Below are 17846 nucleotides of genomic sequence, written 5' to 3'. Positions count from 1 at the left end.
CCGGAGGGTTTGTCACCGACTCGGGAGTTCGAATCGGCCGGTCTCGTCGGTGCCGATCAGGCCGTCCTCGATCAGCTGCGCGACGGCCTCGCCGACCATGCGCGGGTCGGTCCAGACCGCGTCGACGCGGGCCCGCTCGACCGGTCCGTCGGCGTCCCGCAGCAGCTTCATGATCTCGCCGCGCACGTGCCGGTTGGTGCCCTGGTACCGCTGGCGCTTGCGGCTGGGCCCGGCGGGGATCTCCTTCCCGGAGAACCCGCAGGCGTCGCTCACCGGGCACGCGCCGCACTCGGTCCTCCGGGCGGTGCACATGAGCGCGCCGAGCTCCATGAGCGCCAGGGAGACCCGCGCGGCGGTGGGGGCGTCCTCGGGGAGGAGGGACGCGGCGGCGGCGAGGTCGGCCTTGGAGGTGGCGGTCCCGGCGTCGGGGCGGCCGCCGAGGCGGGCCACGACGCGGCGGACGTTCGTGTCGACGACGGCGTGGCGGCCGCCGTAGTGGAAGACGGCGACCGCGGCCGCCGTGTAGTTCCCGATCCCGGGGAGCTTCTCGAGCTCGGCCGGGTCGGAGGGGACGGTCCCGCCGTGCTCCTCGGCGACGATCCGCGCGCACTCCTGCAGGCGCAGGGCCCGGCGCGGGTAGCCCATCCGGTCCCAGGCGCGCAGCACGTCCGCGGTGGGGGCGGCGGCGAGGTCGGCGGGCTCCGGCCACCGCGCCATCCACGCCTCCCACACCGGCGCGACGCGTGCGACCTGGGTCTGCTGGCTCATGATCTCGGAGACGAGCACCCCCCACGCGGTGGTCCCGGGCCGCCGCCAGGGCAGCTCGGTGCGGTGGTGGGCGTCGAACCAGGGGAGGAGGCGCTCGGCCAGCAGGTCCGGGGAGGGCAGGGCCGGTTCGGTCGTCTCAGTGGCGGCGCGCATGGACCCATTGTCGGCGCGGGGTCCGACACCCGCCCCGGCGGGTGCGGCGCGGCGGCGGTGCGTGTAATTCCGCCCGGGCGGGGCCCGGCTGCGCTAGCGTCCCCGCGTGCAGGGATTCAAAGGCAGGTTCGTGAAGGGCTCGGAGCCGGAGTCGGTCTACTGGCGGCGGCGGGGCATCGTCGCCGGGGCGGTGCTCGCGCTCGTCCTCCTGGCGGTCGTGGGCGCGAGCGCCCTCGGCGGCGGCGACGAGGAGGACGCGGGCGTCGAGGCCGATCCCGCCCAGCAGGAGTGGACGCCGCCGACGTCGACCGCGTCCGCGCAGCGCCCCTACATCCCCGAGCCGTCCGAGTCGCCGAGCCCCTCGCCGTCGCCGACCGCCGCACCGGTCGAGGCGTGTCCGGCCGAGGAGCTGATGCTCCAGGTGGTGGCCGCGTTCGACGAGGTCCGCTCGGGCGCGGAGGTCCCGGTGAGCGTCCTGGTCGCGAGCGGCGCCGACACGCCGTGCACCGCGGACCTGCGCTCGGTCGCGGTGGAGCTCGCCGCGGGCTCCGACGTCGTCTTCTCGACGGCGCACTGCGAGACCCCGCGGGGCGAGGAGGTCGAGCTGAGCGGCGGCGCGGGCCAGACCGTGGAGTTCACCGTCGACGGCCTCGCCTCGGACGAGGGCTGCCGGGGCGCGCGCCGCGAGCTGCCCGCCGGGGACTACGAGCTGCGCGCGCGCCTGGGCGATGCCGTGTCGTCCCCGGCCGCGCTGCGCCTCACCTGATCACAGGTACCGGTCGAGGATCGAGACCTCGGCGAGGCGGGTGAGCGACTCGCGGATGCTCTGGGCCCGTCCGGGCCCGACGCCGTCGACGTCCTGGAGCTCCTCCACGGTCACGCCGAGGAGCTCGGGGAGGGCCCCGAACCGGTCGACGACCCGTTCGATGACGGCCTCGGGGAGCCGCGGCACCTTCGCGAGCATCCGGTACCCGCGCGGGCTGACCCGCCGGTCGAGCACGTCGGGGGAGTTCGGGTACCCGAGCGACCGGGCGACCGCGATGAGGTCGAGCAGCTCCGGGGAGCTCATCTGGTCGACGGCCCGGAGCGCCTTGCGGTGGTCGGCGTCGTCGGGCAGGTAGTCGCGGACCACGAGCTCCCGGTCGGTGTCGACGCCGGCCATGAGCTCGTCGAGCTGGAGCGCGAGCAGCCGCCCGTCGGTGCCGAGCTCGATGACGTGGCCCTCGACCTCGTCGGCGATGTGGCGGGCCATCTCCAGCCGCTGGAGGACGGTGACGGCGTCGCGCACGGTCACCAGGTCCTCGATCTCCAGGCTGGACAGGCTCGCCGCGACCTCGTCGAGGCGCAGCTTGTACCGCTCCAGGGTCGCGAGCGCCTGGTTCGCGCGGGAGAGGATCTGCGTCGACGGCTCCACCAGGTGGTGGATGTCCCCCATGTACAGCCCGATGGTGTGCATCGACTGGCTGACGGAGATCACCGGGAGCCCGGTCTGGATGGCGACGCGCTCGGCGGTGCGGTGCCGCGTCCCCGACTCGTTCGAGTGGATCGACGGGTCGGGCATGAGGTGCACGCCGGCGCGGACGATCCGCGCGCCGTCGGTGGTGAGGACGACCGCGCCGTCCATCTTGCACAGCTCGCGCAGGCGGGTCGCGGAGAACTCGATGTCGATCTCGAACCCGCCGGTGCAGATCCGCTCGACGATCGCGTCGCAGCCGACGACGATCAGCGCGCCGGTGCGGCCGCGGAGGATGCGCTCCAGGCCGTCGCGCAGGGCGGTGCCGGGTGCCATGGTGGCCAGGGTCGCGCGCAGGCCCTCGTCCGGGATCGACGCCACGGGTACCCCCAATGCTGGACGGTCCGCCGGCGGTCGCTGCCGGACGGTTGAGACGACCCCGCGCTCAGGGGCGGAGCGGTCGGGTCGACTCCAGTGTACGGATCGGCCGCCCGGGGCAGGGACCGGCATTTGGGGCAAGCCGCGCATCCCGTCCGGCCGTGATCGCCCGGACGGAGCTGTTGCGGTGGGGCCGACGGGGTTTCGCCGGCGGCGAACAGCCGCCGCGGGCGGAGCGGCGGCGTGTCTCAGAGGCGGTCGACGACCTGGACGTGACCGGGCGCGTACGACGCGAGACGGGCGAGCAGCTGCTGCGGCTCGGGCGCGAAGTCCTTGCAGCGCACCGCGAGGTCGAACCCCGCGACCAGGCCCTCGGTGGCCCGGTTCGCCTCCCGCAGCACCGACCGGCCGAGGAACCCGGGCCGGTCGGACCCGCCCCGCCCCAGGTACACGTCGGCCGCGAACAGCAGGTACGAGGTGCCGCGCCGCTTCGCGCCCACGTGGATCGCGGCCAGCTCCTCGACGTTGCTCCACGGGATCATGAGGGCCTTCCCGAAACTGGGGCGCACCCGCAGCCCGAAGTGGTTGACCATGAGCTTCGGGGGCCGCACCAGCGGCACCAGGAAGCAGACCGCGCCGATGACCGCCATGACGGTGAAGAACCCCGGGAGCGCCGCCACCGGGTTCGGCTCGCCGGTGTCGAGCACCGCCGGCTCGGTGCGCACCAGCCAGGACAGCGCCGCGATCCCGGCCGCGCACGCCAGCGCGTACAGGGCGAGGGACGAGATCCGGCGGGTGGGTGAACTGCGCTCGACGACGACCCATTCCGAGCTCCTGCGCACGGCTCACCTCCGATCCGCAACTGTAGTCAGCCGCGTCGAATCGCGCCACGGCCGAACGGCGGAACGGGAAGCGGGCCCCCGTCAGGTCCGCAGCCACACCGCCGCGTCCGGCGGCAGGAGGCGGCCCGCCGGCCCGCCGAGCTCGGCGCTGGCGACGAGCGGCGCCCCCTCCGGCAGCGCGGCGGGGCGGCCGCTCAGGTTGACGACGCACGCGAACCCGGGGTCGCGGGCGAACCCGAGGACGCCCTCCCCGAGGTCGAGCCAGCGCATCGGGCCGTCGCCGAGGGCCGCCTCGCCGCGGCGGACGCGGAGGGCGAGCCGGTAGAGGGAGAGCATGGAGGCGGGGTCGCCGAGCTGCCGTGCGGCGGTGAGGTCGCGCCAGTCGGCGGGCTGGGGGAGCCAGGAGCCGCCGGCGCCGAACTCGAACGGCGCGGCGTCGCCGCCCCAGGGGAGCGGCACCCGGCAGCCGTCGCGGCCGAGGTCCGCGCCGCCGGTGCGCCGGAACACGGGGTCCTCGCGGGCCGCCGCGGGCAGGTCGAACACCTCGGGGAGGCCGAGCTCGTCGCCCTGGTACACGTACGCGCTGCCGGGCAGCGCCATGCTGAGGAGGGCCGCGGCGCGGGCGCGGCGGACGCCGAGGGCCCGGTCGGAGGGGACGTCGTGGACGCGCTTGACGAACCCGGTGTCCGCCCTCCCGTAGCGGGTGGCGTGCCGGGTGACGTCGTGGTTGGAAAGCACCCACGTCGGCGGGGCGCCGACGCCCGCGTGGGTCGCGAGGGTGCGGTCGACGACCTCGCGCAGCGCCCCGGCGTCCCACGCGCACTTGAGGAACGCGAAGTTGAACGCGGTGTGCAGCTCGTCGGGGCGCAGGTACATGGCGAACCGGTCGGGGTCGGTCACCCACATCTCGCCGACGAACGCCCGGTCGGGGTACTCGTCGAGGACGCGCCGCCACGCCCGGTAGATCCCGTGGACCTCGGGCCGGTCCTTGTCGGGCTGCGGGCGGGGCCCGTCGGACCCGAACCCGGGCGCGCCGGTCTCGCGGACGGGCCGGTCGGGCAGGCCGGCCTCCTTGACGAGGCGGTCGGCGACGTCGATCCGGAAGCCGTCGACGCCGCGGTCGAGCCAGAACCGCAGCACCGCCTCGAACTCGGCGCGGACCTCCGGGTGGTCCCAGTTCAGGTCAGGCTGGGCGGCGTCGAACAGGTGCAGGTACCACTGGCCGTCGCCGAGGCGGGTCCAGGCGGGGCCGCCGAAGCGGGACCGCCAGTTGTTCGGCTCGTCCCGGAAGTGGAACCGGGCCCGCTCGGGCGAGCCGGGGGCGGCGGCGAGCGCCGCCCGGAACCACGGGTGCCGGTCGGAGACGTGGTTGGGGACGATGTCGGCGATGATCCGCAGGCCGTGCCGGTGCGCGGCGCGGATGAGCCGCTCGGCGTCCCAGAGCGTCCCGAAGACCGGGTCGATCGCGCGGTAGTCGGCGACGTCGTACCCGCCGTCGGCCATCGGCGAGACGTACCACGGGTTGATCCACAGGGCGTCGACGCCGAGGTCGCGCAGGTACGGCAGGCGCGACTCGATCCCGGCGAGGTCGCCCACGCCGTCGCCGTTCCCGTCGGCGAAGCTGCGCGGGTACACCTGGTAGACGACGGCGCCCCGCCACCAGCTCACGTCAGGCCCCAGTGGACGGTGACGCCGTCGAGGCGGGACCGCTCGGCGGCGAACGCCATGCGGTGGCTGTCGAGCGAGGCCTCCAGGTCGGGCGCGGCGCCGCCGTCCCGGCCCTCCTCGAGCGCCGTGACGAACGCGTCGATCAGCGCCTCGTCGCCGCCGGAGTGCCCGCGGTGGTCCGGCTCCCCGGCGGCCGTGACCGGCCCGGCGTGCACCTCGAACACCCGGTGCCCCATCGGCTCCCGCGTGAAGCGCCGCCCCGGCCGGGCCTCCGGCAGGTCGGGCATCGCGGCGGCGGGCGAGAACAGGTCCACCTCCAGGGCCCCGGTGCGCAGGTTCCCGGCGATCTCCCCCGCCGTCCCCGTCAGCCGCACGGTGCGCGTGTTCTGGCCCGTGAACGCCGAGGTCGACAGGACCGCGGTGAGGCCGCTCGGGAACTCGGCCACGGTCTGCTGGTGGTCGACGACGTCGTTGTCGGAGTGGAACACGCACCGCCCGTACGGGCCGCGGCGCAGCGCGTCCATGCGGCCCCGCGGCGACGGGTCGTCGCCGAGGAGCGCCACCGGCCAGCCGTCGGTGCCCGCCAGGGCCTCCGCGTAGTAGCGGGGCGCGTAGAACGGGCACGAGTCCGCGGCCGGGCACCCGTCGAGGCAGTACGCGGGCGCGCCCTCGGGGGCGTGCTCGGGCCGGAAGTGCGTCAGCGACCCCGTCGACGCCACGGTCGACGGCGGTTCGCCCGCGAACCACCGGATGATGTCGAGGTCGTGGCAGGTCTTCGCGAGCACCATCGGGCTCGAGGACGCGAGGTTCCGCCAGTTCCCGCGCACGTACGAGTGCGCGAAGTGCCAGAACCCGATGTTCTCCTCCACGCGGATCGTCACCAGCCGCCCCACCGCGCCCGCGTCCGCGAGCCGCCGGATCGTCCGCCAGAACGGCTGGAACCGCATCACGTGCCCGATCCAGATGCGCGCCTTCAGGTTCCGGGCCGCCGCCGCGAGCCGCTCCAGGTCCTCCTCCGTGGTCGCCGCGGGCTTCTCCAGCAGCACCGGCAGCCCCGTCCCCGCAGCCGCGAGCGCCGCCTCCACGTGCAGCCGGTCCGGCAGCGCCACCACGAACGCGTCCACGCCGCCGGGGTCCGCGACCAGGTCCCGCCAGTGCGCGTACCGCCGCGCCCCCGCGACCCCGGCCCGCTCCCCGAGCCGGTCCCGCCGGTGCGCCACCGGGTCCGCGACGGCCGCCACCGCCGTCCGGTCCGGATGGGCGAGCGCCCACCGCGCGTACGTGTCCGAGCCCCGCGCCCCGGCCCCCAGGATCCCCAGCCGGATCATGCCCTCACCCCTTCTCCGCGCCCGACGTCAGCCCCGTCACCAGGAGCCGCTGCGCCAGGAAGAACCCCGCCACCACCGGCACGGTGATCGCGATAGACCCCGCCATGAGCACCGTCGTCGGCACCGAGAACTCGGTGAGCTGCGCGATCCCCAGCGACACCGTCCACCGCTCCCGGTCGGCCACCAGGAACAGCAGTGCGAACAGGTACTCGTTCCACGCGATCATGAACACGTACAGGGCCGTCGCCGCCACCCCCGGCAGCGCCATCGGCAGCACCACCCGTCGGATCAGCGCCAGCCGCCCGCACCCGTCGATCATCGCCGCCTCCTCCACAGAGGACGGTACCGCGACGAGGTAGGTGCGCAGCATGTACAGCGCCACCGGCACCGTCTGCGCCGTGTACACGAACACCAGCCCTGCCAGGCTCCCCGTCAGCCCGACCCGGCTCAGCAGCACGAACAGCGGCACCGCCAGCACGATCCCCGGCAGCAGGTACACGCCCAGGAACACCACGTTCACCGCGTCCCGCCCGAAGAACCGCAGCCGCACCGCCGCGTACGCCCCCAGGACGCTCAGCACGATCGCGAGCGCCGCCGTCGCCACCGCGACCTGCACCGAGTTCCACATGTTCCCGCCGAGCCCGTACTCGGCCATCGCCGTCGGGTACGCGTCGAACGTCAGCTCGCCCGGGGCGGGGAACAGGTCCAGCGGCGCCGACACCACCGACTGGAACGGCCGCAGCGACAGCAGCACCCCGTACAGGAGCGGCCCGGCGGTGACGGCCACGGCGGTCGCGATGACGGCCCAGCGCAGTACCGCGAGCACGCGGTCCTCGGTGTTCCTCATGCTTGCTCCCGCTTGATCATCCAGGCGTAGACCGCGACCACGACCAGGAGCATCCCGGTCATGAGGAGGCCGGTGGCGCTGGCGGTGCCGATGTTCGCGCGCACCACGAGTTCGGAGTAGACGCGCACGGCCAGGACCTCGGTGCCGCCCGCGCCGCCGGTGAGGAGGTAGATGTCGTTGAAGTTCTGGAAGGACCACAGGAACCGCAGCACCGCCAGGAGCGCCATGACCCCGGCGAGCTGCGGGAGGAGGAGGTGCCGGAAGGTGCGGGTCTTGCCGGCGCCGTCGATCTGGGCGGCCTCCTCGATGTCGCCGGGGACGACCTGGAGGCGCGCGGTGATGAACAGGAACGCGAGGGGGAACGTCTTCCACACCTCGAACGCGATGACGGTGGTGAGCGCGACGGGGACGGTGAACGGGCCGGCTTCGCGGCTGGTGGTGGTGAGGAACGCGATCGGCTCGGCCCAGCCGAGCCATTCGGTGCCGACGGCGTTGACGAGGCCGTAGCCGGGGTTGAGGAGCGTCTTCCAGATCGTGGTCGCGGCGACGACCGGGAGCACGTAGGGGACGAGGACGAGCGCGCGCACGAGTCCGCGGCCGCGGAACGGGTGGCGGAGCGCGAGGGCGACGGCGAGTCCGACGAGGACGGCCCCGGCCGACGACGCCGCCGCGTAGACGACCGTGGTGGTCGCGGCGGACCAGAACCGGGGGGAGCCCCACACGGTGGCGAGGTTGTCGCCGGTGAACTCCAGCTCGTCGAGGTACAGGCGGGGGATGTCGACCAGGCGGACGTCGAGGAACGCGAACAGGACCACCGCGAGGAACGGCAGCACCGCGAACGCGAGCACCACGGCCATGGTGGGCGCCACCAGGAGCCGCCCGTGCAGGTCCTCGCGGCGCGACATCGTGAGCGGCCTGCGGCGCCACGGCCCCGGTGCCGCGGTGCGGACCGAACCGGGCCGGGTGGACTTGGCGGGCTGCGGATCGGCGGGCACGCGAACGGCCTGCCGCGGCGCCGGGGAAGGGCCCCCGGTCTCAACGGTGCCCGAAGGGTCCGACAGCCGTTCGCCGCCGGTGTTCGAATCCCCGGCCGCAGGCATCAGCCGAGGTCCTGCTGCGCCGCCTCGACGGCGGCCGCCATCGCGGCGGCCACCTCGGCCGGGTCCGCGCCCTCGAACAGGGACTCGGCCTCGGTGGCGAGGATCGTCTGGGAGAACACGATCCCGGCGAGTTCGGCGTCGCCGGTGCCCCAGCCCCAGCGCGTGAACTCCTCGGCGCCCGCGGCCATCCGGTCGACCAGCTCGGGGCCGTACACCTCGCCGATCGAGACCTCCTGGGCGTCGTCGTTGCCGAACGGCAGCTCCGCCCACGCGTCGAGGTACTCGGTCGACCCCGCCTCGGGGCCCGGCCTGACCGGGATGCGGCCCTCGGTCGCCGACGCGAGGTTCTCGACGTAGCCGTCCGAGAGCATGAACTCCACGAACGCCGTCGCGTCCGCGGTGTTCGCGCCCGAGGGGATGCCGTAGTTCGTGGTCTGCCCGTACACGGCGGGCGTCTCGGAACCGTTGCCGGTGAACGTGGTCAGGTATGCGGTGTGCTCGGCCAGGAACCGCGGGTCCTCGGCGCACTCCTCGCAGGTGACGGGGTTGTCGACGTCGAGTCCGGCCGCCTCGTCGACGAAGTGCGAGGAGAACAGGACCATGGCCGCCGAGCCCGACAGGTACGCGGCCCGCGCCGCCTCCACGTCGACCTGCGCCGGCCCGGCCGCCGCCGCGAGCCGCTGGTAGACCGCCAGGCCCTCGACGCACTGGGGCGAGTCGATCGCGACCTCGCCGTCCTCGGCCAGGTCGCAGCCGAACGGCAGCAGCATCGACTCGATGCCCTCCTGGGTGTACACGTCGCCCGGTGTCGTGCCGATCGCGATGCCCGCCAGGCCGTCCGCCTGGAGCGCCTCGGCCGCGTCGGCGAGGTCGGCCACCGACTCGGGGGCCTCCAGGCCCGCCTCGGCGAACAGGTCGGTGCGGTAGGCGATCATGTGCCCCCAGCCGTCCGACGGCACCGCGTGCAGCGAACCGTCCACAGTGACCATGTCGAGGGCGGCCTGCGAGAAGGTGTCCGCGCCGAGCGCGTCGACGACCTCCTGCGGGGCCTCGTCGTCGAGCAGGCCCTGCGCCGCCCACGCGGCGGTGCTGGAGGGGTTGTGCGCGATGACGTCGGGCACCTCGCCGGAGGCCGCGCCCGTGACGAGCGTCTGCCCCATCTGGTCCGGTTCGAGGGGCACCATCTCCACCTCGATGCCGGTGGCCTCGGTGAACGCGTCGACCACCGGCTGCTGGGCCGCGATCCGCTCCGGCGTCGTGTACGGGGTCCAGAAGACGATCGAGCCGTCGCCCTCCGCGGACTCCTCGGGGCTGCACGCCGACGCGGTCAACACCAGCGTCGCCGCCGCCATGCAGGTCATCATCGTCCTCATAGCCGCTCCTAAGGGGCGAATCGGCGCGAACAGCATCCAATCCGCACTATAGCGGCCGAGGGTGGTCGAACGGTACCCCTGCGTGCGTGCCAACCCGGTGTCGTCGCAGCCGGTCCCGTGCCGCGGGGTGCCGGGTCGTCGCCGCACGGAACCGTTGCGGGGCGGCGCTCCAGGCCGGGGTCAGGCGTCGGTGAAGAGCATGAAGTCGACGACGAACCGCGTGACCGCGCCGTCGGCGTCGCGGCCGACGAAGGTCGGGTAGAAGCCGTCGCCCCACCCGGAGCCGACGACGGTGAGGTTCCCGCCGGTGGCGGGGTCGACCACCGCGGAGACGAGTCCGGGGACCGGCCGCTCGGGGAGCGGCTTCGGGATGAAGACCTCCTCGACCCGGCTGAACTCCCACTGCCACAGCGCTTCGCAGGTCTGGAGGTCGGTGATCGTCGCCCGGCCGGAGTCGACGGGGAAGCCGAAGTAGCCGTCCTCGTCCTCGAGGTCCTCCACCCGCTCCCCGGCGGCGGTCGCCATCTCCCACGACACGGTCGGGTTCGCGCCGATCCGCAGTTCGAGTGCGACGTTGCGGCGCTCGTACTCCTTGCCCCGCTTGTGCTGCACGGCCACCCAGGCGTACATCGGGTACTCCCCGGGCGGCACGGTGAGGTCGAACGGCTCGTCGTCCTGCGTCGGGTACCCGTCGCTGGCGAGGAGCCGCCCCGAGGGGAGCCGCGCCGGCGCCAGCTCGTGGACCTCGACGGTGAACTCGGCGCGCTTCCAGCGCCGCCGGTGCCCCTCGGTGAGCAGCGCGTCGAGGTCGGGTTCGTACGGCATGTGGCGGTCCTAACGAGGAGGGGCGGGTCAGAATCCGAGTTCGATCTGCGCGCCGTCGGGGAGGTCCTTGGTCTGCTGGTAGACGTCGCCGCGGAACCGCATGAGCTCGACCTCGGGGATCGGGTTGAGCTGCTCGATGTCGTACTCGCCGCCCAGGAAGAACGGGACGACCGGCGCGAGCCGGGTGGCGAGGGGCAGCGGGCCGCGCTCCTCGGTCCACGCGTCGGCGACCGGCGCGCCGGTGAGGAAGTCGACGTCGGCGAGGATCTTCGCCGCCCACCCGCCGATGTCCTTGGCGAGCAGCTCCCGCGCGGCGGTCTCGGGGTCGAACGAGTAGATCCCGCTGCGGTGCAGGCCGAACTGGAACCCGAACACGTCCTCGGCGAAGAACAGCAGGTCGTCGCCGACGCCCTTGTACTCGTGGCGCCAGGTGTCCGTGGCGTTCCACCAGAGGCAGTCGCCCTGCACCCCCGGGGACCAGGGGCGCACGTACAGGGCCGGTCCGAAGGCGTAGAAGCCGTTCCGCCTCCCGATGAGCGGCCTGAGCGGCTCGGGGACGTACTGGATCTCCTCACCCGGAGGCGGCGCGGCCAGGGCGCCGCCGCCTTGCGCGAGGAGGTCGTTCAGCGCTTGCTGCGACATCGTTCGTGCTCCTCATCCTCTACGGCGGATCGCCCGGCCGCCGGTAGGTGTCGATCCAGACTCTAGACCCCTGCGGCAGCCCCGCCCACCCGTGCCGGAGCTTGCTGCCCGCGCCGGTGTTGTCGCTCGGGTCGAGGTACTTCACGCTCGCGCCGAGCCCGCCTTCCTTCGTCGACGCGAACGGATACTCGTCGCGGTCCTTCCCGCGCCTGAGCGGCACCCTGAACAGGGACAGGTTCCGCCGCTTCCGCTGTTTGACCTCATTGGAGCTCTTGGTGAGGATCCGCGGATGGCCCTTCTTCTGCGCCTGCCGGATGTGCTTCGCGGACTCGGGGTACTTCTTCGGGTCGATGAAGATCCGCTTGTCGTAATGGCCCTTCGGCGGCGTCTTGAGGTCCTTCACCGGCGTCAGGTTCTTGCGCCGCTTGCGCGCGAGCATGAGCCGCTTCACCACCGGCATCGCGAGCCGGCGGGAGGCCGCGGCCGTCCCGGCCGCTCTGGTCGCCCTAGCCATGGCTGGTCACCCGCCTCACATCAGGAGCCGCATGACGGCCTCTTGGAGGAGGTCCGCCACGATCTTGCGGCCGAGGGCGTACAGGGCGGGGAGCGCGGCCGAGGCGATGCCGAAGGTGGCGGCCGCGGCGGCTATCGCGGCGGCGATCTGCACCGCGAGGATGGCGAGCTGGACGATCACGGCGATCTTCAGGGCCAGGACCACCGCGGCGCAGACCATGAGGGCGGCACCGGTGAGGTACATGCCGACCGCGCCCTCCTGGAGGAGCTTGGCCGGGCTGTCCTCGCTCTCCCACCAGGTCTTGAACGCCTCCAGGGAGTCGCCGACGTTCTCGGAGAACATCGCCTGCACGTCGCCGTCGGCCTTGGAGAGGACGCCGTCGATGTCGCCGGGCAGGTCCATCCACGCGTTGCCGACCTCGAACAGGGTGTCCTCGTTGGACATCGGCCAGTTGAAGCCGAGCATGTTGAGCAGTTCGCCGAGAGCCGAGGGCAGGTTGATGACCATGTGCGCGTCACCCGCTTCCCAGGTCGCCGAGCAGCTGCTCGAAGATCGCCCGGACGCCGTCGTCGCCGTCGCGGTGCGCGGTCGCCCACTCCTGCACGTCGGTCCCCGCCTCGGCGAGCTCCTCCGCGGCGGAGCCGATGGACTCGTCGAACGCCTCGACGATGACGTTGTGGATCTCGCCGATGATCCCGCCGATCTCGTCGTTGCCGGCGCCCTCGGCGGCCTGCGGGGCGATGCGCTCGCGGAACGCCTGCCAGACGGCGGCCAGCTCCTCCGAGCTGACGCCGAGGCCCTGGGCGGTGCCGTCCAGGCCTTCGGGGTCGATGCTGATGCGGTCCACGTCAGGCGCCGTCCCGCTCGGCGGCGCGCGCGTGCGCCTGGAACAGGCCGTCCAGGAACGAGTTCATGCGCTGCGAGCTCTCCTGCTGGAGCTCGCCGAGGCTCTCGGTGACCTCCTGGAGGTCGGCGGCGGCGGCCGCCCCGACGCTCTCCCGCAGCTTCGTCAGCGCCTCGTTGGCGGCGCGGGAGACCTCCTGGTTGAGGACCTCCGAGCCGAGCCGCATCGCGACGGGGGAGATGCGGACCTCGATCGTGCCGGGGAACTTCGCCGCGACGACGACGAGTCCGTCGGCGGCCTCGGCCTCGATCGGCTCGGCCTCGGTCTGGCCTTTCTGGATCTCGTCCACGCGCTTGGCCGCTTCGAGGGTCTGCTGCAGCGCGTCGGTGAGCCCGCTGAAATCCGGGGTCGTCACATGGGCCTCCACGGGGCGACTTGTCGACTTGAGGAGGATTCATGATAACTCGGTGTCACAACCTCTGCGGTGCATTGCGACTGCGCCCGGAGTGATGAAAGTAGACGTATTGATACTGCTGTGCCGCAATGCGTCCAGGCGGTCGACCGGTGTGCCCTGGTCTGGCGCTACCGGTCGCCGTCGAGGTCGGTGCGGTGGCGAACGATCGTGAGATCGTCGCCGTCCCATGCCATCTCGTAGAGCTTGCCGCGGGCGCCGGTGAAGGGGCGGTGGAGGACGAGCATGAGCGCACCGTCGAACGCGGTGAAGAGCATCCCGTGGCCGGAGTCGCCGCGCACGAGCGGTTCGCGCTGCTCCCAAGGGCCTTCGAGGCGCCCGGACGGCGAGACCGCCCAGGTCTGGACGTAGTCGCCGTCGATGCCGCCGTCCGTGAGGCGGTTCTTCTCGTAGGTGGACCAGAGGCAGACGAGGGCGCCGCCGGGCGCGCGGTGCAGCTGCGGGCCGTCGGTGACGTAGGGCGCGATCTGGTGCGGGACGCCGGCGGGGAGCTCGCGGGTGATCCAGGAGGCGTCGGAGCCGCGGAAGAGGACCACGGGGTCGCCGGCGACGGCGTCGAGGGCGTCGGTCAAGGGGAACGCCTCGATCGTGCCGTCGATGCGCTGGAGCCATTCGTTGGCGTACACCATCCACGGCTTCCCGGCGTCGTCCGTGTAGAGCGTCCCGTCGAGGGTCATGAGCTCCGCGGGGAGGACCGGCGCCGCGGGGTCGAGCATCCGGAAGGGGCCGGCGAGGTCGTCGGCGGCCGCGACGATCGTGGAGCGGCGGTGGTTCGCCACCGGGAACGGCGTGCCGTACTCGCCGGGGCGCGGGACCGGCAGGGGCGCGTCGGCGTCGTGCAGCGTGGTGAACAGGTACCAGCGGCCGTTCCAGCGGTGGACCTCCGGCGCCCAGGCCCCCTGGGCCGCCCACGGGGCGTCCTCCTCGGCGACGAGGAACACCGGGACGGGCTCGGCCCAGTCGCGCAGGTTCGGGGACCGGTAGACCATCGTCCCGACACCGGGCGTGCCGCTGGAGTCGAGGTTCGAGGTGTACAGGTGGTACAGGCCGGACTCGGCGTCGGCCACGACGAACGGATCGTGCAGCGGCATCTCGGGCAGGCGCAGCGGGAAGGCGGTCGGCTCGCTCATGAATGCAAACGCTATCAAGTGGATGTCCCGGCGGGAACCGGTGATGTCGGCGGCCGGTCCGCGCGACGATGTCACAAATCCCCGGCGAATCTTGTCCCAGCTTGCGACGGGACGGCACCGGCCGCCCCGCGGAACCGGAGGTGTGCAATGAAGATCGCTGTCATGGGCGGAACCGGGCTCATCGGATCGCAGGTCGTCACGTTCCTCGGCGAGGCCGGGCACGAGGCGGTGCCGCACTCGCCGTCCACGGGCGTCGACCTCGTCAGCGGCGAGGGGATCGCCGCGGCGCTCGAGGGCGCGGGCGCGGTCGTCAACCTGACGAACTCGCCGACCTTCGACGAGGCGTCGATCGCGTGGTTCCGAACGAGCATGGACAACCTGCTCGCCGGGGCGGCCGCGGCGGGGGTCGCGCACGCGGTGATCCTGTCGATCGTGGGCGTGGAGCAGGTTCCGGAGCTCGACTACTACCGCGCGAAGGTCCTCCAGGAGGACGTCCTCAAGGCCGGGCCGGTGCCGTACTCGATCGTGCGGTCGACGCAGTTCTTCGAGTTCGTGCCCGCCGTCATGTCGTGGACCTCCGACGAGGCGACGGTGCGCCTGCCCGCGACGCGGGTGCAGCCGATCGCCTCGGCGGACATCGCGAGGGCCGTCGCCGACACCGCCGCCGGCGCCCCGCTGAACGGGACCCGCGACGTCGCCGGCCCCGAGGTGTTCACGCTCGACGAGCTCGGCCGGATCACCCTCGAAGCCAAGGGCGACAAGCGGAACGTCGTCGTCGACGACACCGCCGGCATGTTCGCGGCGGTCAAGGGCGACGCCCTCATCGCCGGAGAGGGCGCCCACCTGGCGACCCTCACCTACCGAGAGTGGCTCGCGCAGTAGGACCCTGGCCTCGCCCGGCTGACCCCCTGGGCCGCCTGGCCGACCCCGGCCCGCCCGGCGTCAGCCGGGCGGGCCTGCGCGGGGATCGCCCGGGGCGCGGTCGGTCCGCTCGGATCGGAATCTGCGGGGTGAGGTCGGTCCATTCGAGTCGAGGGTTCGCGGGGCAGGGTCGCTCCGCTCGAATCTGGGATCCGCGGGGGAAGTCGGTTTGCTCGGATCGGAATCTGCGGGGCGGGGTCGCTCTGCTCGAATCTGGGATCGGCGGGGCGAGGCCGGTTTGCTCGAGTCGGGAATTCGCGGGCGGCCCCGGGGCGCTTCCGCCGGGGCCGCCCCGCCGCACGGGCGCTCCAGCCGACTCGCGACAGAGGAGGGCCCCTCCCCCCGCCCCCACCCACCCCGCCCCCGGTACTTCAGTCTTCGAACGCGTGCAGCTTCTCGCGGGCCACGAGCCAGAGGATCTGGTCGATGCCCTCGTCGGTGGCGTCGAGCGTGAGGGCCGCGTAGACGCCGCCGTTCTGGCGCAGGAGCGCCCAGGAGCGGCCGCCCAGATCGGTCCAGTCCACCTCCACGTCCTCCCAGAGCCACTCGAGCGCCTTGAGGAACTTCGCGACCCGCTCGGCCCCCACCAGCGGCTTGCGGGCCACCCTGACCGCGCCGTTCCCGTCGGCGGTGTTGACCACGTCCGCCGCGAACAGCCGCTCCAGCTCCCCCATGTCACCCGACCTCGCGGCCGCCATGAACGCCTCCAGCAGCGCGCGCTGCCCGACCCGGTCCGGGCGCGAGCGGCGCCCGTCCGCGATGTGCCGGCGCGCCCGGCTCACCAGCTGCCGCACCGCCGCGGCACTCGTGCCGATCACCTCCGCTATCTGGTCGTACCCGTAGTCGAACGCCTCCCGCAGCACGTACGCCGCCCGCTCGTTGGGCGACAACCGCTCCATCAGCAGCAGCGTCGCGTACTCGACCGCCTCGCCGCGCTCCGCACCCAGATACGGGTCCGCGGCCGCGTCCACCGGCTCGGGCAGCCACGGACCGACATAGGTCTCCCGCCGCACCCGAGCCGACTTCAGCGCGTTGATCGACAACCTCGTCGCGATCGTCGCCAGGAACGCCCCCGGCTCGGACACCGCCTCCCGGTCGTAGGCCTGCCAGCGAACCCAGACCTCCTGCACGAGATCCTCGGCCTCACTCGCACTGCCGAGCATCCGGTACGCGATCCCGAACAGGCGCGGCCGCACCGCCGTGAAGACGGCCGCCGCCTCGTCCAGGCCGCCCGCGCGCTCCGACTCTTCGACTGCCACCCGGCAATCTAAGCGCATGGAAGCGGTTTCGGCGATCAGGCCGTGAGCGAACGCCGTTTCGCCGCCCACCCGCGCGGCCGCTCCGCCCCGTTCGCGATGCCCGCGAAGTCCGTGGCGTCCGCGACGTTCGCGACGTTCGCGATGCCCCCGGCTTTCGCGGCTCCTGTGGCTCCCGAGCGCACCGATGCCCCGACGCCGCGGCCGCTGCGCCGGGCATCAGGCCACGATCGCCGTGACCCGCGGCCGCGCTACGGCTGCCCGGTCAGGGGATCAGCACCACCTTGCCGTTCACCTCCCCCGCGACCGCGCGGTCGTGGACGGCCGCCGTGTCGGCGATCGACACCCGCTCGGCGACGTCGATGCGCAGCTCGCCCGCGTCCACGAGCGCCACCAGCTCGGCGAGCTTCGCGGCGTCGCTGCGGACCTCGACCCGTTCGACCCGGACGCCGCGGCCCGGATCGTCCGGGCCCGGTGTGGTGGCGCTGGCGAAGGCGCCGCCGTCGGCGACCAGGCCGACCAGGGCGGCGGTCTCCTCGGGGGTGGAGCGGACCAGTTGGAGGACCGCGTCGAACCGCTCGCCGTCGAGGGCTTCGAGGACCGGGCTCTCGGTGTGGTCGACGATCCGGTCGGCGCCGGCGGCCTTGACCCGGTCGAGGCTGCGGGGGCTCGCGGTCGCGGTGACGATCGCGCCGGCCCGCTTGGCGAGCTGGACGGCGTAGCCGCCCACCGCGCCTCCGGCGCCGTTGATCAGGATCGACTGGCCCGCTTGGAGACCGAGGTGATCGAACAGGGCCTGGCGGGCGGTGAGCCCGACCGCGGGCAGCGCCGCGGCGTCGGCCAGCGGGACCGCCGCGGGGGCCGCCGCGAGGAGGGCCGCCGGTGCGGCGACGTACTCGGCGGCCGCGCCCGGTGCGACCGGCGGGAGGAACGCGACGACCCGGTCGCCGGCCCGCCAGCCGGTGACGCCCTCGCCGGTCTCGGCGACGACGCCCGCGAGGTCGATGCCCGGGGTGTGCGGGAGGTCGACCGGCATGACGGCGGTCATCATCCCGGCGCGGATGGCGACGTCGAGGAGGTTGAACGAGGTCCCGGCGACCTCGATGACGACCTCGCCCGGGCCCGCGGTCGGGCGGTCCGCCTCTTCGAGGGCGAGGACGTCGCTGCCGCCGTAGGAGTGGTAGCGCACGGCTTTCATGAGGAGCTCCTTCGCGTAGTTGCTTTGAATTCGAAGTTTCTGTGCCCAAGCGTAGAGTGCTTTGAATTCGAAGTACAAGGGCTGAGGCGGGTGATGGTCGACACATTGCTACGAATTCGAAGCAGGTAGGATGC

At 73.2% G+C, this 17846-nt stretch carries 19 protein-coding genes; 2 read left to right on the top strand and 17 right to left on the bottom strand.

Annotated elements, in window-relative coordinates:
- Positions 1–12: 12 nt before the first annotated feature.
- Positions 13–921 (bottom strand): HhH-GPD family protein, encoded by a 909-nt coding sequence (locus tag ABD419_RS18585; protein ID WP_344489353.1) that lies wholly within the window; start codon positions 919–921, stop codon positions 13–15.
- 106 nt (positions 922–1027) lie between these two features.
- On the opposite strand from ABD419_RS18585, the gene ABD419_RS18580 reads away from it, so the two are divergent.
- Entirely contained in the window at positions 1028–1687 is a 660-nt protein-coding gene (locus ABD419_RS18580) for a hypothetical protein (RefSeq protein WP_344489351.1), read from the top strand.
- On the opposite strand, the gene disA is transcribed toward ABD419_RS18580, so the two are convergent.
- From disA to ABD419_RS18510, 14 genes are all read right to left on the bottom strand, one after another.
- The gene (disA, locus tag ABD419_RS18575; RefSeq protein WP_425556115.1) at positions 1688–2884 is read right to left on the bottom strand and encodes a DNA integrity scanning diadenylate cyclase DisA; all 1197 of its coding nucleotides are present in this window, start codon (positions 2882–2884) and stop codon (positions 1688–1690) included.
- Positions 2885–3000: 116 nt separating this feature from the next.
- Positions 3001–3594 carry a hypothetical protein gene (locus ABD419_RS18570; protein WP_344489349.1) on the bottom strand — a complete coding sequence of 198 codons (594 nt, stop codon included), beginning with the start codon at positions 3592–3594 and terminating at the stop codon, positions 3001–3003.
- Positions 3595–3675: 81 nt separating this feature from the next.
- On the bottom strand, positions 3676–5274 hold the full coding sequence (locus tag ABD419_RS18565; RefSeq protein WP_425556122.1) for a glycoside hydrolase family 13 protein: 1599 nt from the start codon (positions 5272–5274) through the stop codon (positions 3676–3678).
- Positions 5259–6590 (bottom strand): Gfo/Idh/MocA family protein, encoded by a 1332-nt coding sequence (locus ABD419_RS18560; protein WP_344489343.1) that lies wholly within the window; start codon positions 6588–6590, stop codon positions 5259–5261. Before ABD419_RS18560 ends, ABD419_RS18565 begins: the two co-directional genes overlap by 16 nt.
- A gap of 4 nt (positions 6591–6594) precedes the next feature.
- Positions 6595–7437: a carbohydrate ABC transporter permease gene (locus ABD419_RS18555; protein WP_344489340.1), complete on the bottom strand. Its 843-nt coding sequence runs from the start codon at positions 7435–7437 to the stop codon at positions 6595–6597.
- Positions 7434–8432, bottom strand: coding sequence for a carbohydrate ABC transporter permease (locus ABD419_RS18550; RefSeq protein WP_344489337.1), 999 nt, complete (start codon positions 8430–8432; stop codon positions 7434–7436). Before ABD419_RS18550 ends, ABD419_RS18555 begins: the two co-directional genes overlap by 4 nt.
- A gap of 104 nt (positions 8433–8536) precedes the next feature.
- Positions 8537–9910 (bottom strand): ABC transporter substrate-binding protein, encoded by a 1374-nt coding sequence (locus ABD419_RS18545; RefSeq protein WP_344489334.1) that lies wholly within the window; start codon positions 9908–9910, stop codon positions 8537–8539.
- Positions 9911–10090: 180 nt separating this feature from the next.
- Positions 10091–10735, bottom strand: a complete 645-nt coding sequence (locus tag ABD419_RS18540) for a DUF4241 domain-containing protein (protein WP_344489331.1) — start codon at positions 10733–10735, stop codon at positions 10091–10093.
- Positions 10736–10762: 27 nt separating this feature from the next.
- On the bottom strand, positions 10763–11377 hold the full coding sequence (locus ABD419_RS18535) for an SMI1/KNR4 family protein (protein WP_344489328.1): 615 nt from the start codon (positions 11375–11377) through the stop codon (positions 10763–10765).
- A 19-nt stretch (positions 11378–11396) separates the two neighbouring features.
- Positions 11397–11816: a NucA/NucB deoxyribonuclease domain-containing protein gene (locus ABD419_RS18530; protein WP_344489325.1), complete on the bottom strand. Its 420-nt coding sequence runs from the start codon at positions 11814–11816 to the stop codon at positions 11397–11399.
- A 90-nt stretch (positions 11817–11906) separates the two neighbouring features.
- Positions 11907–12398, bottom strand: coding sequence for a WXG100-like domain-containing protein (locus ABD419_RS18525; protein ID WP_344489322.1), 492 nt, complete (start codon positions 12396–12398; stop codon positions 11907–11909).
- A 7-nt stretch (positions 12399–12405) separates the two neighbouring features.
- Positions 12406–12738 (bottom strand): hypothetical protein, encoded by a 333-nt coding sequence (locus ABD419_RS18520; protein WP_344489319.1) that lies wholly within the window; start codon positions 12736–12738, stop codon positions 12406–12408.
- Position 12739: 1 nt separating this feature from the next.
- Positions 12740–13150 (bottom strand): hypothetical protein, encoded by a 411-nt coding sequence (locus tag ABD419_RS18515; RefSeq protein ID WP_344489316.1) that lies wholly within the window; start codon positions 13148–13150, stop codon positions 12740–12742.
- A gap of 167 nt (positions 13151–13317) precedes the next feature.
- Positions 13318–14337: a glycoside hydrolase family 43 protein gene (locus tag ABD419_RS18510; RefSeq protein WP_344489313.1), complete on the bottom strand. Its 1020-nt coding sequence runs from the start codon at positions 14335–14337 to the stop codon at positions 13318–13320.
- A gap of 147 nt (positions 14338–14484) precedes the next feature.
- Here ABD419_RS18510 and ABD419_RS18505 point away from each other — a divergent pair, with 147 nt between their 5' ends.
- Positions 14485–15219 carry an SDR family oxidoreductase gene (locus ABD419_RS18505; protein WP_344489310.1) on the top strand — a complete coding sequence of 245 codons (735 nt, stop codon included), beginning with the start codon at positions 14485–14487 and terminating at the stop codon, positions 15217–15219.
- A gap of 410 nt (positions 15220–15629) precedes the next feature.
- On the opposite strand, the gene ABD419_RS18500 is transcribed toward ABD419_RS18505, so the two are convergent.
- Together ABD419_RS18500 and ABD419_RS18495 are read right to left on the bottom strand one after the other, a co-directional pair.
- Positions 15630–16535, bottom strand: coding sequence for an RNA polymerase sigma-70 factor (locus ABD419_RS18500; protein ID WP_425556121.1), 906 nt, complete (start codon positions 16533–16535; stop codon positions 15630–15632).
- 244 nt (positions 16536–16779) lie between these two features.
- Complete coding sequence (locus ABD419_RS18495; RefSeq protein ID WP_344489304.1) at positions 16780–17712, bottom strand: NADP-dependent oxidoreductase; 933 nt, start codon at positions 17710–17712, stop codon at positions 16780–16782.
- Positions 17713–17846 lie beyond the last annotated feature (134 nt).

Origin of the sequence: Glycomyces endophyticus, from assembly GCF_039531525.1 — a bacterium.
Taxonomy (GTDB): Bacteria; Actinomycetota; Actinomycetes; order Mycobacteriales; family Micromonosporaceae; genus Glycomyces; species Glycomyces endophyticus.
The sequence above is the reverse complement of the archived record's forward strand: the minus strand, read 5'-3'. Positions and strand labels throughout refer to the sequence as shown.

Bases quoted from the DNA above. Each gene is read 5' to 3' on its own strand.
- disA (WP_425556115.1), bottom strand. From the start codon at position 2,884: ATGCCGGTCCCTGCCCCGGGCGGCCGATCCGTACACTGGAGTCGACCC.
- ABD419_RS18505 (WP_344489310.1), top strand. From the start codon at position 14,485: ATGAAGATCGCTGTCATGGGCGGAACCGGGCTCATCGGATCGCAGGTC.
- ABD419_RS18525 (WP_344489322.1), bottom strand. From the start codon at position 12,398: ATGGTCATCAACCTGCCCTCGGCTCTCGGCGAACTGCTCAACATGCTC.
- ABD419_RS18495 (WP_344489304.1), bottom strand. From the start codon at position 17,712: ATGAAAGCCGTGCGCTACCACTCCTACGGCGGCAGCGACGTCCTCGCC.
- ABD419_RS18585 (WP_344489353.1), bottom strand. From the start codon at position 921: ATGCGCGCCGCCACTGAGACGACCGAACCGGCCCTGCCCTCCCCGGAC.
- ABD419_RS18535 (WP_344489328.1), bottom strand. From the start codon at position 11,377: ATGTCGCAGCAAGCGCTGAACGACCTCCTCGCGCAAGGCGGCGGCGCC.
- ABD419_RS18560 (WP_344489343.1), bottom strand. From the start codon at position 6,590: ATGATCCGGCTGGGGATCCTGGGGGCCGGGGCGCGGGGCTCGGACACG.
- ABD419_RS18555 (WP_344489340.1), bottom strand. From the start codon at position 7,437: ATGAGGAACACCGAGGACCGCGTGCTCGCGGTACTGCGCTGGGCCGTC.
- ABD419_RS18545 (WP_344489334.1), bottom strand. From the start codon at position 9,910: ATGAGGACGATGATGACCTGCATGGCGGCGGCGACGCTGGTGTTGACC.
- ABD419_RS18540 (WP_344489331.1), bottom strand. From the start codon at position 10,735: ATGCCGTACGAACCCGACCTCGACGCGCTGCTCACCGAGGGGCACCGG.
- ABD419_RS18510 (WP_344489313.1), bottom strand. From the start codon at position 14,337: ATGAGCGAGCCGACCGCCTTCCCGCTGCGCCTGCCCGAGATGCCGCTG.
- ABD419_RS18530 (WP_344489325.1), bottom strand. From the start codon at position 11,816: ATGCTCGCGCGCAAGCGGCGCAAGAACCTGACGCCGGTGAAGGACCTC.
- ABD419_RS18500 (WP_425556121.1), bottom strand. From the start codon at position 16,535: ATGCGCTTAGATTGCCGGGTGGCAGTCGAAGAGTCGGAGCGCGCGGGC.